At 63.4% G+C, this 14,143-nt stretch carries 14 protein-coding genes and 1 riboswitch; of the genes, 4 read left to right on the top strand and 10 right to left on the bottom strand.

Going from position 1 to position 14,143, the window contains the following annotated elements; all coding sequences use genetic code 11:
- Positions 1-45: 45 nt before the first annotated feature.
- The gene (locus A11A3_RS01230) at positions 46-1,224 is read right to left on the bottom strand and encodes an efflux RND transporter periplasmic adaptor subunit (RefSeq protein ID WP_008927437.1); all 1,179 of its coding nucleotides are present in this window, start codon (positions 1,222-1,224) and stop codon (positions 46-48) included.
- 638 nt (positions 1,225-1,862) lie between these two features.
- Between A11A3_RS01230 and A11A3_RS01235 the strand changes: the two genes are divergently transcribed.
- The gene (locus tag A11A3_RS01235; RefSeq protein ID WP_008927438.1) at positions 1,863-2,810 is read left to right on the top strand and encodes an AraC family transcriptional regulator; all 948 of its coding nucleotides are present in this window, start codon (positions 1,863-1,865) and stop codon (positions 2,808-2,810) included.
- Positions 2,811-2,845: 35 nt separating this feature from the next.
- Here A11A3_RS01235 and A11A3_RS01240 read toward each other — a convergent pair whose 3' ends face one another.
- The 4 genes from A11A3_RS01240 to A11A3_RS01255 form a co-directional block, all read right to left on the bottom strand.
- Positions 2,846-3,172, bottom strand: coding sequence for a DUF190 domain-containing protein (locus A11A3_RS01240; RefSeq protein WP_008927439.1), 327 nt, complete (start codon positions 3,170-3,172; stop codon positions 2,846-2,848).
- Positions 3,169-3,567 carry a fluoride efflux transporter CrcB gene (crcB, locus tag A11A3_RS01245; protein ID WP_008927440.1) on the bottom strand — a complete coding sequence of 133 codons (399 nt, stop codon included), beginning with the start codon at positions 3,565-3,567 and terminating at the stop codon, positions 3,169-3,171. Before crcB ends, A11A3_RS01240 begins: the two co-directional genes overlap by 4 nt.
- 71 nt (positions 3,568-3,638) lie before the next feature.
- Positions 3,639-3,721: riboswitch (Fluoride riboswitch) on the bottom strand.
- A gap of 51 nt (positions 3,722-3,772) precedes the next feature.
- The gene (locus A11A3_RS01250; protein WP_008927441.1) at positions 3,773-4,534 is read right to left on the bottom strand and encodes an ABC transporter permease; all 762 of its coding nucleotides are present in this window, start codon (positions 4,532-4,534) and stop codon (positions 3,773-3,775) included.
- Positions 4,531-5,478, bottom strand: a complete 948-nt coding sequence (locus A11A3_RS01255; RefSeq protein ID WP_008927442.1) for an ABC transporter ATP-binding protein — start codon at positions 5,476-5,478, stop codon at positions 4,531-4,533. Before A11A3_RS01255 ends, A11A3_RS01250 begins: the two co-directional genes overlap by 4 nt.
- Before the next feature lie 158 nt (positions 5,479-5,636).
- Here A11A3_RS01255 and soxR point away from each other — a divergent pair, with 158 nt between their 5' ends.
- The gene (soxR, locus tag A11A3_RS01260) at positions 5,637-6,107 is read left to right on the top strand and encodes a redox-sensitive transcriptional activator SoxR (protein WP_008927443.1); all 471 of its coding nucleotides are present in this window, start codon (positions 5,637-5,639) and stop codon (positions 6,105-6,107) included.
- Between the two features lie 99 nt (positions 6,108-6,206).
- The gene (locus tag A11A3_RS01265) at positions 6,207-7,220 is read left to right on the top strand and encodes an isocitrate dehydrogenase (protein ID WP_008927444.1); all 1,014 of its coding nucleotides are present in this window, start codon (positions 6,207-6,209) and stop codon (positions 7,218-7,220) included.
- Here the strand turns inward: A11A3_RS01265 and hemH are convergent.
- The 3 genes from hemH to A11A3_RS01280 form a co-directional block, all read right to left on the bottom strand.
- Positions 7,217-8,299 (bottom strand): ferrochelatase, encoded by a 1,083-nt coding sequence (gene hemH / locus A11A3_RS01270; protein ID WP_008927445.1) that lies wholly within the window; start codon positions 8,297-8,299, stop codon positions 7,217-7,219. The genes A11A3_RS01265 and hemH overlap by 4 nt on opposite strands.
- Before the next feature lie 93 nt (positions 8,300-8,392).
- Positions 8,393-8,812: an acyl-CoA thioesterase gene (locus A11A3_RS01275; protein ID WP_008927446.1), complete on the bottom strand. Its 420-nt coding sequence runs from the start codon at positions 8,810-8,812 to the stop codon at positions 8,393-8,395.
- Between the two features lie 62 nt (positions 8,813-8,874).
- Complete coding sequence (locus A11A3_RS01280; protein WP_008927447.1) at positions 8,875-9,669, bottom strand: hypothetical protein; 795 nt, start codon at positions 9,667-9,669, stop codon at positions 8,875-8,877.
- A 77-nt stretch (positions 9,670-9,746) separates the two neighbouring features.
- On the opposite strand from A11A3_RS01280, the gene A11A3_RS01285 reads away from it, so the two are divergent.
- Entirely contained in the window at positions 9,747-10,067 is a 321-nt protein-coding gene (locus tag A11A3_RS01285; protein WP_008927448.1) for a DUF1244 domain-containing protein, read from the top strand.
- 228 nt (positions 10,068-10,295) lie between these two features.
- On the opposite strand, the gene A11A3_RS01290 is transcribed toward A11A3_RS01285, so the two are convergent.
- Complete coding sequence (locus A11A3_RS01290) at positions 10,296-12,419, bottom strand: metallophosphoesterase (protein WP_008927449.1); 2,124 nt, start codon at positions 12,417-12,419, stop codon at positions 10,296-10,298.
- Entirely contained in the window at positions 12,416-14,134 is a 1,719-nt protein-coding gene (locus tag A11A3_RS01295; protein ID WP_008927450.1) for an alkaline phosphatase D family protein, read from the bottom strand. Before A11A3_RS01295 ends, A11A3_RS01290 begins: the two co-directional genes overlap by 4 nt.
- Positions 14,135-14,143: the final 9 nt, after the last annotated feature.

Below are 14,143 nucleotides of genomic sequence, written 5' to 3' on the forward strand. Positions count from 1 at the left end.
GAGGGGCGTTACCTGAATAAACGACCTGACGGTTTTAACAGACGGTCAGGGCATGGCAGCCAGCTGCGAGCTGCTGTCCGGCTTGGCCATGGCCACGTCCTGGGGCACCACCGGCATGCCGGACCCGAAGATCTTCTGCACGCCATTGACCACCACCCGGTCACCGGGCTTGAGGCCATCGCGGATCACCAGCAGGTCATCCACCCGGCGCCCGGGCTGCACGTCGCGGCGGGCCACCTTGTTGTCCTTGTCCACCACATAGACGTAGCGGCGGTCCTGGTCGGTGAGTACCGCTTTCTGGTCCACCAGCAGGGCGTCGCTGAGCTGGGCCACCGGTATTTCCACCCGGGCGAACTGGCCCGGCTTAAAAGTGCCAGCGGGGTTGGCCACCACCGCCCGGTACTGCAGGGTGCCGGTGCTGGCGTTCAGGCGGTTGTCGATGAAGTCCACCTGGCCACGATGCGGGTAACCGGGCTCGCCAGCCAGGCCGATATGCACCGCCGGGCCTTTTCCCTGCTGGAAAAAATCCGGGCTCTGCTGCACGGTCTGCTCGTTGCTGTCGAAGTAGACGTAGAGCGGGTCCACCGACACCACCGTGGTCAGCAATGTCTGGTCACTGCTGGCCAGGTTGCCGCGGGTCACGTAGGCCCGCCCCACCCGGCCGGTAATCGGCGCGGTGACACGGGTGTATTCCAGGTCCAGCCGGGCGCTGTCCAGCGCGGCGCGAGCCTCGTCCAGCTGGGCCCGGGCATTGGCCTGCGCGGCGCTGCGGCGGTCGTATTCCTCGCGGGAAATGGCGTGGCTGCTGAGCAGCTGTTTGGCGCGGCCGGCCTCGCTGTCCGCCAGCGACAGTTCGCTGCGGGCGGTGGCCAGGCGCGCGCGGGCAGCACGTTCCCTGGCCTGATAGGGGCGCGGATCGATCTCGAACAACAGATCGCCCTGCTCCACCATGGCGCCTTCTTCAAAGGCCACCTTGTTGATATAACCGCTGACCCGGGGGCGCAGCTCCACGGTCTCCGGGGCGGCCACGCGGCCGGTGAAACTGCCCCACACGGTCACCGGGGTGGCCTGCACGGTGGCCACATCCACCGCCGGTGCCTGCATGGCCGGCGCCGCTTCGCTGCGGGCATCGCAGCCCGCCAGCATTACCGCGGCGAGCACCAGCAACGTGATTCCCAGAAACAGGCCGGCCCCACCGGCACTGTCGGCATTGATCGTTTCCATGACTTCTTGCTCCCGTTGAGACGGTTAGGGTTGTGACGGGCGGGCAGGAACGACAGGTCCGATACGTTTTGCCCCCGATTCGGCGACACGTTAATTCCTCAAGTTAAGTTGAGGTCAATAGTGGCACCGAAAAGAAAGCCGCCCCTGGAACCCGGGTCGGCCGGCGGCGCCTGTGCAAATCGCCGGGGCCGCTTCCCCTCACCCGATCATGGCAGCCAGAATAGCCAGGCCGGCCCCACCGGCGGTATCCGGTTACTGCCCGGTGATTGCCTGATTCTCCAGACTTTGAGCGCAAGCAGGGGCACAACCGGGAGCCTCATCGTGCCTGAAAAGCCCCCAGCACGCGGGTTTCAGGCAATTGGCGCCGACTGAAAATGCATGATGTCACCGATATGTCACGGTTATTTCATCAATTCTGCGGGAAATGTGCAGGAAGGCCGCGTACCATGGTGCAGGTTCCGCAAAGCCCGGCGCGGTTGCACCATCCTCGCCGGCGGCTTGCCTGATTGCTCATTTCTGCGAGGTGATTGCCCAATCCTGCAAACCTTGCCCGCCGAGCGCCCTTTCCGGCAAACCCCGTGCTTATACTGGTGCCCCTGGCCTGTATACGGCCATTCAGACTGCTTCAGGGAGTGGGTATGGCATCTTCCAGCAACATCGCCGCCGGCAATATCGCCACCGCGCTTGCCGACATTGTCTCCCGGCATGCGCTCCGGGCCGGCGAACCGAACCCCACGGCGCTTACCGGTGTGCAGCTGTTCCGCTCCCATGTGCCGAGCAGCTGCATGTCCTCGGTGTATGACCCGTCGCTGGTGTTCATCATCCAGGGCAGCAAGAGCATCCAGCTGGGCGACCGGCAGATCGTTTATGGCCCGTTGACCTATCTGGCCAGCTCCGTGCACTTGCCGGTGCTGGGCCAGGTCATTGATGCCAGTGAGGACGAGCCCTACCTGGCCCTGAAGATTACCGTGGACCCGAAGCAGGTCAGCGAGCTGGTGCTGGAGTTGGGCGACAAGATCGACAGCGTCGATCCGGACTCGCCCTGCCCGGAAATCACCTGCGGGCTGTGTATTGCACAAATGGATGAGGCCATGGGCAACGCCCTGACTCGCCTGCTGGGCCTGCTCGACAAGCCCGATGATATTCCGGTGCTGGCACCGTTGGCGTTCCGCGAAATTCTGTACCGGGCGTTGATTGGCGAGATGGGCGCGCGCATGCGCAAGTTCGCCACCGCCGACAGCCAGGCCAACCGGATTTCCAAGGTGATTGCGGTGCTCAAGCACCGTTATACCGAGCCGCTGCGCGTGCGCGACCTGGCCGACCAGGTGAACATGAGCGAGTCGTCCCTGTTCCACAGCTTCAAGCAGGTGACGCGCATGTCGCCGCTGCAGTTCCAGAAGAAGCTGCGTCTGCATGAAGCGCGCCGTCTGATGCTCACCGAAGGGCTGGAGGCGGCCACTGCCAGCTACCGGGTGGGCTATGAAAGCCCGTCTCACTTCAGCCGCGAATACAGCCGCATGTTCGGCGCACCGCCCCGGGCGGATGTGAACCGCCTGCGCGGCGAACAACTGGTGGCGCCGGCCTGACGCCGGCAACGCCACCTCCTGACGCCACTGCCTGATTACCCGCCAAGCTCGCCGAACGCGGCCTGCCACTGCACGCAAAAGACCGGAATACCGGCGGCATCCACCGCCGTTATCAGCTTGTCGGCGGTGGCGTCATCGAGCAGGTAGATCAGCTCGATGGGCTGGTCGGCCAGCTCGAAAAAGTGCGCCGCATGGGTGTGACCACTGTGGCCAGTGCCCTCCAGATCACTGCGCTTGGTGACCCGGTGCAGACCCAGCTTTTCGGCCTCCTCAATCACCCGGTCGGTGACCAGCTTGCCCTCGTGACGGCGATTCTGGGGCGCGATAAAGATGACTTCATAACCGGTTTTCAGTTTGTTCATCGTGCGGCTCCCATCAGGTTGCGGATCAGGGCCAGGGTGGCCATGCCCAGGCCGGTCATGCACAGACTGCCGACCACATGGATGGCGATGCCGGCAAAGGCCATGCCCCAGCGGCCGGTCTGCAGGTTGGTGAACATTTCCGCCGAAAAGGTGGAAAAGGTGGTCAGCGCACCGAGCATGCCGGTGATCAGAAACAGGCGCCATTCCGGCGCCAGCTGAGGCAGCCAGGCAAACAGGCCGATGGCCATGCCGATCAGCCAGGCGCCAAGCAGGTTGGCCGCCAGCGTGCCCGGAGGAATGGCCGGGAACAGGGCGTTAAGCCACATGCCCAGCAGCCAGCGAAGGTTGGCGCCGATTGCCGCTCCGGCACCAATGGCAACAACAGATAACCACATCGGTTTTTCCTGAGTTGAGTGAACGTCCGGCGGGAAACACGCAGGCAGCCTGCACCCCGTGTCCCCCGACACGTTTGGCAGGCATCATCAACTGTGCCAGGCACAGTGGTTTGGTCGCCGCGCGACCGGGAGGAATACCATCTCCCCACAACATTCAATTAACCACGACTGGCGCCGGGCTGCAATTGTCAGCCCGGCTCGCGGGTCAGCTTTTCAGCTTGTAGCCGGTCTTGAAGATCCACCACACCGCCAGCATGCACACCAGCAGAAACACCAGTGTCATCCCCAGGCTGACTCCCATGTGCACATCCGCCACGCCGAAGAAACTCCAGCGGAAACCGCTAATCAGGTAAACCACCGGGTTGAACAGGGTTACGGTCTGCCAGAACTCCGGCAGCATCTTGATGGAATAGAAACTGCCGCCCAGGAATGTCAGCGGTGTGATGATCATCAGCGGAATGATCTGCAGTTTTTCAAAGGTATCCGCCCACACGCCGATGATGAAACCGAACATGCTGAAGGTCACCGCGGTGAGCACCAGAAAGGCCAGCATCATCACCGGGTGCTGCACCTGGTAGTCCACGAACAGGCGCGCGGTAATCAGAATCAGCAAGCCCAGAATGGTGGACTTGGTAGCCGCGGCGCCGACATAGCCGATGACGATTTCCAGCGCCGACACCGGCGCCGACAGCACCTCGTAGATGGTGCCGGAAAAGGTCGGCATGTAGATGCCGAAGGAAGCATTGGAAATGCTCTGCGTCATCAGCGACATCATGATCAGGCCGGGAATGATGAAGGCGCCATAACTGACGCCATCGATGGCCACCATGCGCGAGCCGATGGCCGAGCCAAAGACGATGAAATACAGCGAGGTGGAAATCACCGGCGAGGCCACGCTTTGCATGAGCGTGCGCCAGGTACGGGCCATTTCGAATTTGTAGATGGCACGGATGGAGTAGAAATTCATGATGCCATTGCCTCCCGGTTAACGCCGTTCTTGACCAGATCCACGAAGATATCCTCCAGCGAACTCTGCCGGGAATGCAGGTCCTTGAATTCGATGTTGTGCTGATTGAGGGTGCGCAGCAGCTCCTCGATGCCGGTGCGCTCCTGGTTGGCATCGTAGTCGTAAACCAGCGCCATGCCGTCATCCGCCAGGGTCAGCGGCAGGTTGCTCAACGGCGCCGGGATGGCGGCCATGGGCGCGGCCAGGTGCACAGTGAGCTGCTTGCGCCCGAGTTGCTGCATGAGGCGGGTCTTCTCGTCCACCAGCACGATTTCGCCGTGGTTGATGATACCGACCCGGTCAGCCATTTCCTCGGCTTCCTCGATGTAGTGGGTGGTGAGAATGATGGTCACGCCCTGCTCGCGCAGTTTGCGCACCATTTCCCACATGTCCCGGCGTAGCTCCACATCCACCCCGGCGGTGGGCTCATCCAGAAAGAGAATTTTCGGCTCGTGGGAGAGCGCCTTGGCAATCATCAGCCGGCGTTTCATGCCGCCGGACAGCATCATGATCTTGCTGTCCTTCTTGTCCCACAGGGACAGGTCACGCAACACCTTCTCGATATAAGCATCGTTGCGCGGCTTGCCGAACAGGCCACGGCTGAAGCTTACCGAGCCCCACACGGACTCGAAGGCATCGGTGGCGATTTCCTGGGGCACCAGGCCGATCTTGCTACGCGCCTTGCGGTAGTCACGAACGATGTCATGGCCATCGGCCAGGACAGCGCCGTCACTGGGGTTGACGATGCCGCAGATAATGCTGATCAGGGTGGTCTTGCCGGCGCCGTTGGGGCCCAGCAGGGCGAAGATTTCGCCGGCATTGATGTCCAGGTTGACGTTTTTCAGGGCCTGGAAGCCGGACTCATAGATCTTGCTAAGATTGTTGACGGATATGACTGCGCTCACGCGTACTCTCCTTTGCGGCCGGTCAACGGGCAGTGGGTGGCCGTGCCCCATTATGCACAAGCGGAGCGCCGCTGTGATTACCGGTTTCTCGCCCTGGCTTGCACGACAAAGCGGAAACGCCCACCCTAATACCTCAATATTGGTTGAGGTCAAACGTCATGGCTCGGGTCACCCCGGAAACCCTTCATCACCCCCTCAGCGTCGGCGAAGTGGCCGAGCGCAGCGGCCTGCCGGTCTCCACGCTGCACTTCTACGAGAACAAGGGGCTGATTCACAGCTGGCGCAGCGCCGGCAACCAGCGCCGCTATCACCGTGACGTGCTGCGACGGGTGGCGGTTATCAAGGTAGCCCAGCGCATCGGCATTCCACTTGCGGAGGTGGCCGAGGCCCTGGCATCCCTGCCCGAAGGCCGTACGCCCAATGCCGGCGACTGGAAGAGCCTGTCAGCCCGCTGGCGTCACCAGCTGGACCAGCGCATCCAGACACTCACCCAGCTGCGTGACCAGCTCACCGACTGCATCGGCTGCGGCTGCCTGTCGATCAATGCCTGCCGCCTGCGCAACCCCGGCGACGTGCTGGCCGACCACGGCCCCGGCCCACGGCGACTGGAAGAGGAAGACGGCGACTGACGACGCATTCCGCCATCACCTCGACCTTGGTCGGCATTCATTTTGCAACCTGTGAGGCGCACAATAGTGTTCCCCCCAACGCGTTCAGGAGAGAGTGGTATGAGTGATAACACCGTAACGGTCATTCCCGGTGATGGTATCGGGCCAGACATCGTGGATGCCACTGTACGGGTACTGGAAGCACTGGACTGCGGGCTCAAGTTTGAATACGCCATCGCCGGGCAGACCGCCCTGGATCAGGGGCTGGACCTGGTACCGGAAGAAACCCTGGCGACCCTGCGCCGCCACCCGCTGGCACTGAAAGGGCCAATCACCACCCCGGTAGGCGGTGGCTTCACCTCGGTCAATGTGACCCTGCGCAAAACCTTCGACCTGTTCGCCAACGTGCGCCCGGCACTATCCATTCCCGGCGTGAAATCCCGTTATGACAACGTGGACATCATGACCGTGCGGGAAAACATCGAAGGGATCTACTCCGGTCTGGGCCAGACCGTCAGCGACGACGGCGAAACCGCAGAACTGCGCAGCCGCATCACCCGCACCGAATCCGAGCGCCTGCTGCGCTTTGCCTACGAGACCGCCACCAAGCAGGGCCGCAAGAAGGTCACCGTGGTGCACAAGGCCAACATCATGAAGTCCACCTCCGGGCTGTTCCTGGATGTGGCGCGCAAGGTGCGTGAAGACTATCCGGACCTGGAACACGAAGAGATGATCGTGGACGCCTGCGCCATGCAGCTGGCCATGAACCCGCATCGCTTTGATGTGATCGTCACCACCAACCTGTTCGGGGATATCCTCTCCGACCTGTGCGCCGGGCTGATCGGCGGCCTTGGCGTGGCACCGGGGGCCAACATCGGTGAACACGGCGGCCTGTTCGAGGCGGTCCACGGCAGCGCGCCGGACATCGCCGGCAAGGGCATCGCCAACCCCACCGCCATCATGCTGGCCGGGGCGATGATGCTTGATTACATCGAGATGCACGACAAGGCCAAACAACTACGCCGCACCATTCGCCACGTGGTTGGCCAGGGGGAAGTGGTCACTCCAGATCTGGGCGGGCGCGCCAGCACCACCGAGTTCACTGACGAACTGATTCGTCAGCTCAGCGCTTAACCTGCCTTAGACGCCCGTTTGGCGCGGGCCTGACGCACGGCCGGGCTGTTGTCCGGCCGCTCCCATCCTTGCAGATTATCTTCCACCAGTTGCGCCAGGGCATCCAGGTGCACCGGCTCGGCATTGAGTGCGGGGATATAAGCGAACTGTTCACCACCGGCGGCAAGAAAATAGCCACGGTTTTCCTCATCGATTTCTTCCAGGGTTTCCAGGCAGTCGGCACTGAACCCCGGGCAGAATACCTGCACGGATTTCACGCCCTGGCCGGGTAGCGCCTTGAGGGTGTGATCGGTGTAGGGCTGCAGCCATTCCTCGCGACCAAAACGGGACTGAAAAGTTACCTGCCAGTCATCGTCCTGCAGCCCGAGACGCTCGGCCAGCAGGCGGGCACTCTGATGGCACTCGCAGAAATAGGGGTCGCCATTAAGCAGGTAGCGTTTGGGCACGCCATGGAAGGAGAACAGCAACTTGCCGGCGCGACCGTGGCTCTGCCAGTAGGCCTCGATATGCCGGGCCATGGCATCGATGTAGGGCCAGTAGTCCGGGTAGTGGCTGATGAAACGCAGGTCCGGCAACCAGCGCCGACCAGCAAAGTCCGCCGCCAGCGCATCGAAGGTGGAGGCGTTGGTGGAGGCGGAATACTGCGGGTACAGCGGCAGCACCAGCAGCCGACGCACGCCCTGGTCTTCCAGTTTTTGCAGCGCCGCACTGATGGAGGGCTGGCCATAGCGCATGGCGAACTCCACCACCAGGTCGTCACCATAATGGGCGCGCAGCCGCTCACTCAGACCCTCGGCCTGGTCGCGGGTGTGCAGTAGCAGAGGCGAGCCCTGCTCGGTCCAGACCTTGCGATAGGCCGCCGCGGAGCGGGGCGGGCGGATCACCAGAATCACCAGCCGCAGAATGAAGAACCACAGCAGGCGCGGCACCTCCACCACCCGCGGATCGGACAGAAATTCTTTCAGATAGCGACGCAAGGCTGCGCTGGTGGGCGCATCCGGCGTTCCCAGGTTGGTGATAAGCACACCGATGCGTTGCGGGCGCTGATGGTCGTAGTGTTGCGTTCCCTTGAAGGCCATAAGGCGTCCTTTTGCTGTGCCTGCCGTGCCGGCAGCATACGGCTTTACGGCCGCATGCTGCCCATGTCGGCGGCCATCATGGCCGCCGCCCTGTCACGCCGGCGAGAAGGTTTCCGGCAGGGTCTCCCGGTGAGCCTGCAGGGCCTCGCGAAAGTGCGACGGCAAGGGTTGCGAGGCCTGGGTATCATGATTGAAGTAGACCTGCACTGCCTTGCCCCGGGCCACCAGCTTGCCCTGCTGCCAGGCCTGCTGACTGACCACGAAGGAGGCATTGCCGATGCGCTCGATAGCCGCCCGAAGGGTCACCGGCTGGCCATAGTAGGTCTGGGCCACGAAATCCACTTCCACCCGGGCCAGGATCAACGGTAGCGAGGCCGGGTCCTCATTGCCCTGGCTGAACAGCTGGAACAACGGCTCGCGACCGGTTTCGAACCAGCCGGTAATCACCGTGTTGTTGACGTGGCCAAAGGCGTCGGTTTCATAAAAACGGGGGCTGACGGTCATTTCAAACATGGACTTATTCCGGACTGCAAATCGGCAAGGCGATGATACCGGAGCCGGTGATCAACAGACAGCTATTCGCCGGCCGGCGCGTCCAGCGCCTCCAGTTTTTGCTCCAGCGCCCGGCGCTGTGTTTGCCGGGCCTGCTGCTGCGCCTGCGCCTTTGCCTGGCGACGCTGCAGTTGACGCAGGGTATCGGTGAGCCGCTCCACCGGCTCGGCCATGCCCGGCTCCAGGCCGTTATCGCTCTCCAGCTCGGTCAGGTCGGCGGCCAGACTGTCTTGGCGTTGGGCCAGCTCGGCCAGCACTGTATCCGCCTGCTGCTGTTGCTGCTTCAATGCGGCCAGTTGTGCCCGGATGTCGTCGACCAGCGTTTGCCAGGCCGGGCTGCCGGTGGTGATGGCCTGCCAACCGGGATAACGGTGGGCCAACGCCTGGCGGGACAGGGTGCGCGGCAGCACCCGCGGGTTCATGGTCACCGATACCTGCTGCCCGTCGCGGCCCGTGACCGTCATGGTCGCCGGCAGCGTCACCACGGTCCCCGCCGGCAGGGCCACGTCGGTGACCAGTAGCTTGCGCTGCGGGTCCCGGTAACGGACATCGGCCTGGGGCTGCAGCATCCTCAGCGATACCCGCAGCCGGTAACGATACTGGCTGGGCGTGCCGATGCGCCCTTCGCGCTCGATCATTACCACCCGCTCCACCTGCCAGTGGCCTGGCATGCGCGCTTGCAACCAGCCCTGCAGGTAACAGGCCACGCGCCGCTCTTCGCTGGTCATGCCGCAGGCGGCCAGCATCATTAACAACGCGGCCATCAGAACATGCCTGGTGAATCGGCTCACCCAGCCGATGCGGCGATTGCGTGCCATGGTTGCCTCTTGTTATTCGCCCCCACTCTGCCCACCATAACCCACCCCGCGATCCGTAGGCAGACCCGGAGCCTGTTATGACCTCCTTTGATAGCGCCACCCAGACCGAGCTGGAAGCCGCCGCCTTTCGCCGGCTGCTTCAGCACCTTGATGAACACAAGGACGTGCAGAACATTGACCTGATGATCCTGGCGGACTTCTGCCGTAACTGTCTGTCCAAGTGGCTGATGGCCGCCGCCGAAGAGCGCGGCCTGTCACTGGATTACGACGCGGCCCGCGAGCAGGTCTACGGCATGCCCTTCGAGCAGTGGAAAGCCAAATACCAGACACCGGCCACGCAAGAGCAGCTGCAGGCGTTCGAGGCAAAGCAGGCAGAGAAGAAAAGCAAGGCAACCTGAGCCCCCCGTTTAAAGGGGAGGTCAGGTGGAGCTGGATAGACTGGGGCCGCACCCCCTCTGACTCCCCCTCAAAGAGGGGGAGAACCGGTCAGTTAGCCAACCCCCATTTGGGCAAGTAACCAAGCGCCACCAGCGACCAAGCCCCCCCTTTTCAAGGGGAGGTCGGGTGGGGTTAGGTCAACGATGACCCCTCTGACAACGCCTCGGGGAGGGAGAGAACCGCCGTGACTAGAGGTTACCCAGCAACCCCTTGAGCAGATTGGTCAACGGTGACAGCAGGTTGAGCAGCGGTGCCAGCGGGCTGAGCAGGCGCTCATCCAGCTGTTCGGTAACCTCGCGCACTACGGTCAACAGCACCGAGGACAGGGCATCACCGGGCAAGGTGGTGTAGTCCTCGGCACCGGGAATCCGGTTGAGCCAGAGCACGTCGTTGACCACATTCTCCAGGGTCGCCTGCACGGTGCCCACCAGCTCCTCCCCCGTGGCACTGGTATCCAGCAGCACCACCTGCTCCAGGGTATTGGCAAGCCCCAGGGAGACGGTGGACAGCACCGATGTCAGCCCGGCAAAAACTGGCACCTCGGCGGGCACCTGCTCCTCGATCCCATCAAGGATATTGTTCAGGTTGCGCGACAGCTCCACCAGTGGACCAGCGATAAAGGCCACGTCGTCCACGGTGCTGCCTCCGGCCTCGGTGTTACCGTTGCCAAAGCCTTGCGCCAGGGCCTCAAAGGCGCCACCCAGCTGATCAAAGGGTGCCGGCAGGGAAGCGGTATCAATGGCATCCAGCTGCTGGGACGCCGCCAGCACCGCCTGGAAGGACTGGGTGATATCACTGTCGTCTCCGCTGAGGATGGCGGCGGTGGCCGCATCCAACGCGTTGAACAGGGTATCGGTGGCGGTGACCAGCTGTGCGAACACCTGCTGCTGCGGGCCCTCGGGCAGGGAGGTGCTGGCCTGGTTGAAGCCGGCAATCAGCGCCTCGCGGAATTGCTGCAGCGGGCCAGTGAAGGCGGCATCAAAACCATCCGGCAGGGGCAACGCGGTGGGAATGCCGCTGCCATCCATGGGCTCCCCGGAGAAATCGTTGCCGGCCATCATGCCGGTCATCGGCTGCTTGTCGTAGCAGTGGGTGAAGGCCGGCGTCAGCTGCCCCTGGCTGATCACGCCCAGGCCCTCGGCGCTGGCATCCACCACGTAGGCCTCCAGACACATGCGAGCCGGGGTCTGGGTGGCCATGTCGGCTTCCCTGGCCTGCATCCAGAAGAACCCGTAGGTGTCGCCCTGCTGGAACAGGGCGGCGTTGCGCTCCGGGTCTTTCAGGGAACGGCTCTTGCTGGCCGCGCCGCTGACCACGAACTCGGTGCGGCCACAGGACGGCACCGCATCCAGCACCTGCATGTCATGGTCATGGCCGGCCAGGAAGAAGTCGGTCTTGTCGCACACCGCCTCTTCCATGAAGGCCTTCCAGCGGCTGCCCGCCAGCACCGGCAGAATGGCGCTGGGAACACCGTCATAATTACCGGCGTTGCCATGGTCGCCGTTGGACAGGTACGGGTGGTGAGCCATGCCGATCTTGAAGACCGCATCGGAGCCGGCCAGGGCGTTAACCGCCCAGTTGCGCTCTGCCAGACCGTAGGTGTGGTACGAGTAGGTCAGGTCCGGGTCGGCAAAGCCGCCGGCGATGGGGTTGGAGTCCAGACCGAAGAAATCCACCAGCGGCCGGCCATCGGCGGTCTGCCCTTCGCTTTGCTTGTAGTAACGGTCGGGCATGTGCCAGCGGTTCGACAGGCGACCGTCAAAGAAGGTGTAGTCCACCTGGAATTCGCCCCGGGCATTGCCGGCGCCATCGCCGCCCACATAGCCGGTGTTGTCGTGATTGCCGAGCACCATGTAGAACGGCAGCTTGACCGGCTCGAAGGGTGTTTCGAATTTCTCTGCGAATTGCGGGTCATCAACGCTGGTGACACCGGCTTCGTAGATGTTGTCCCCCAGCCCCACCACCAGGTCACAACCGGGCCGGGCGTCGCTATCGGTCATCGCCTCGGCCATGCCGCCCTTGGCGTTACAGACATCGGCGATGGCCTTGCCCACCGCGTACTGGCCGTCGGAGCCTTCGCCGGAATCGCCGATCACCACAAAGCTGACCCGGGCCTGGGCCGGTGCTTCGGTGACCGGCTGCTCGTCGGGCAGCTCCGGTTCGTTGGGGGTGGCACTGTTGTTACCACCGGGGTTATCCGCCGGGCTGGCACCGCCGCCCCCGCCACCACAACCGGCCAGGGCCAGGGCCGCTACCAGCGGCAGCCACTTAACACAAAAGCGGGCCATACCGCCCTCCGTCTGATTGTTCATGACACCACCTCGTCATTGATTCTTGGATGCAGCAGCGCGGTGCGCAGGGTGCGCGGGCGCGATACCGGGCGGTCTTCAATGATGCGGCTGCTGCCGCTGTTGACGGTGACCACCTTGGTCTTGCTGCTGTCGATCTGGCCACGCAGGTCATAGGACTCGATGCTCTGCGCGTAGTAGAACTCGCCCTGGGCGCGTTCTCGGGTCAGGTCCACCAGGATGAAGCCGCGGGTTTTGGCTTCCACATAGCGGATGTGCGGGTTGACCACCGGGATCAGGGCTCCGGCCACTTCCGCCGCGCCTTCCGGGAAACCCGGGCTGGTCACTGCGGGGGTAACGAATTCCGCCGCCAGCGGTTTCTCGAACAGGTCACCCAGCAGGCTGGACGGATTGCGGTAGATCTCACTGGCCCAGGAGGTATGGATGTCACCGGTGAGAATCACCACATTGTCGATGCGATTGTCATCCAGGTGATTGAGGATGGTCAGCCGGTCGGCGGCGTAGCCATCCCACTGGTCCATGTTGATGGCGGACAGGTTGCCCCGCAGCTGGGCGCTGCGCTCGTCCAGGCTGGGCAGCTCGGCGATATTGAGCTGGGCGAACATGACCTGCTGGCCGATGAAGCGCCACTGGCTGGAAGACTGGCTGAGATGGTCGAGCAGGAAATCCATCTGTGTGGCGCTGATCAGGTGCCGGTCTTCGCTGTTGCGGGCCGGATCCAGCGGCAGATCCAGCTGCTCGTCGCGCCCTTCCAGGCGGGTATCGAGCATGATCAGGTCCATCAGGTCACCGAACTGGAAGCGGCGGTAGATGGTGCTGGTGTCGCCGCTCTGACGGGGGCGGATCGGCATCCACTCGAAGTAGGCCTGCTCGGAGGCCTGCTTGCGCGTGCGCCAGTCCCCCTCGGTGAGCGGGTCATGGTTGGCGGCACCGTCGCGCCAGCTGTTGTCGGCGCTTTCGTGATCATCCCAGACGGCGATCATGGGGAACTGCAGATGCACCGCCTGCAGATCCTCGTCGGTCTTGTACTGGGCATGGCGGGCCCGGTAGTCGGCCAGGCTGATCATCTCATAGGGCGGGTTGGGGTCGCGCTCGGGGAAGTCGCCGTACTCGCCGGGGCCGTATTCGTAAACGTAATCGCCCAGGTGCAGTACGAAATCCAGATCGCTATGGTTGGCCACCGCCCGGTACACGGAGAAGAAACCGTAGGGATAGTTGGCGCAGGACACCACCGCGAAGCGGGCCCGGTCGATGAAGTCACCCGCCGCCGGGAAGGTTCGCGTGCGGCCGATGGGCGAAAGCTGGTCACCCACTGCAAATCGGTAGTAGTACCAGCGATCCGCCTGCAGGCCAGTGGCATCCACCTTGACGCAGAAATCGTGCGCGGCACTGGCGCGGACGTCATAACGGGCCACCACACTGTTGAGGGCCGGGTCGCTGGCCACGGTGACGGTCACCGCGATGTCGCTGTCCTCGCCCTGCGGGGTGACGCGGGTCCACAGTATTACCCGGTCGGCCAGAGGGTCGCCGGAAGCAACCCCATGCTCGAAACGAACCCTGGGCGCCTCCTCGGGCGGCGGTGTTACCGGGCCCGGCTGATTGGGTGTGGGTGTGTTGACCGGGCCGGCACTGCTACCCCCGGAGCCGCCACAACCGGTAACGGACAGGGCGGTACCCGCCCCCAGTGCCGCCACCAGGCGGCGTCGTTTACGATCCATGAAAAAATC

Origin of the sequence: Alcanivorax hongdengensis A-11-3, assembly GCF_000300995.1 — a bacterium.
In the GTDB taxonomy this organism is placed as follows: Bacteria; Pseudomonadota; Gammaproteobacteria; order Pseudomonadales; family Alcanivoracaceae; genus Alcanivorax; species Alcanivorax hongdengensis.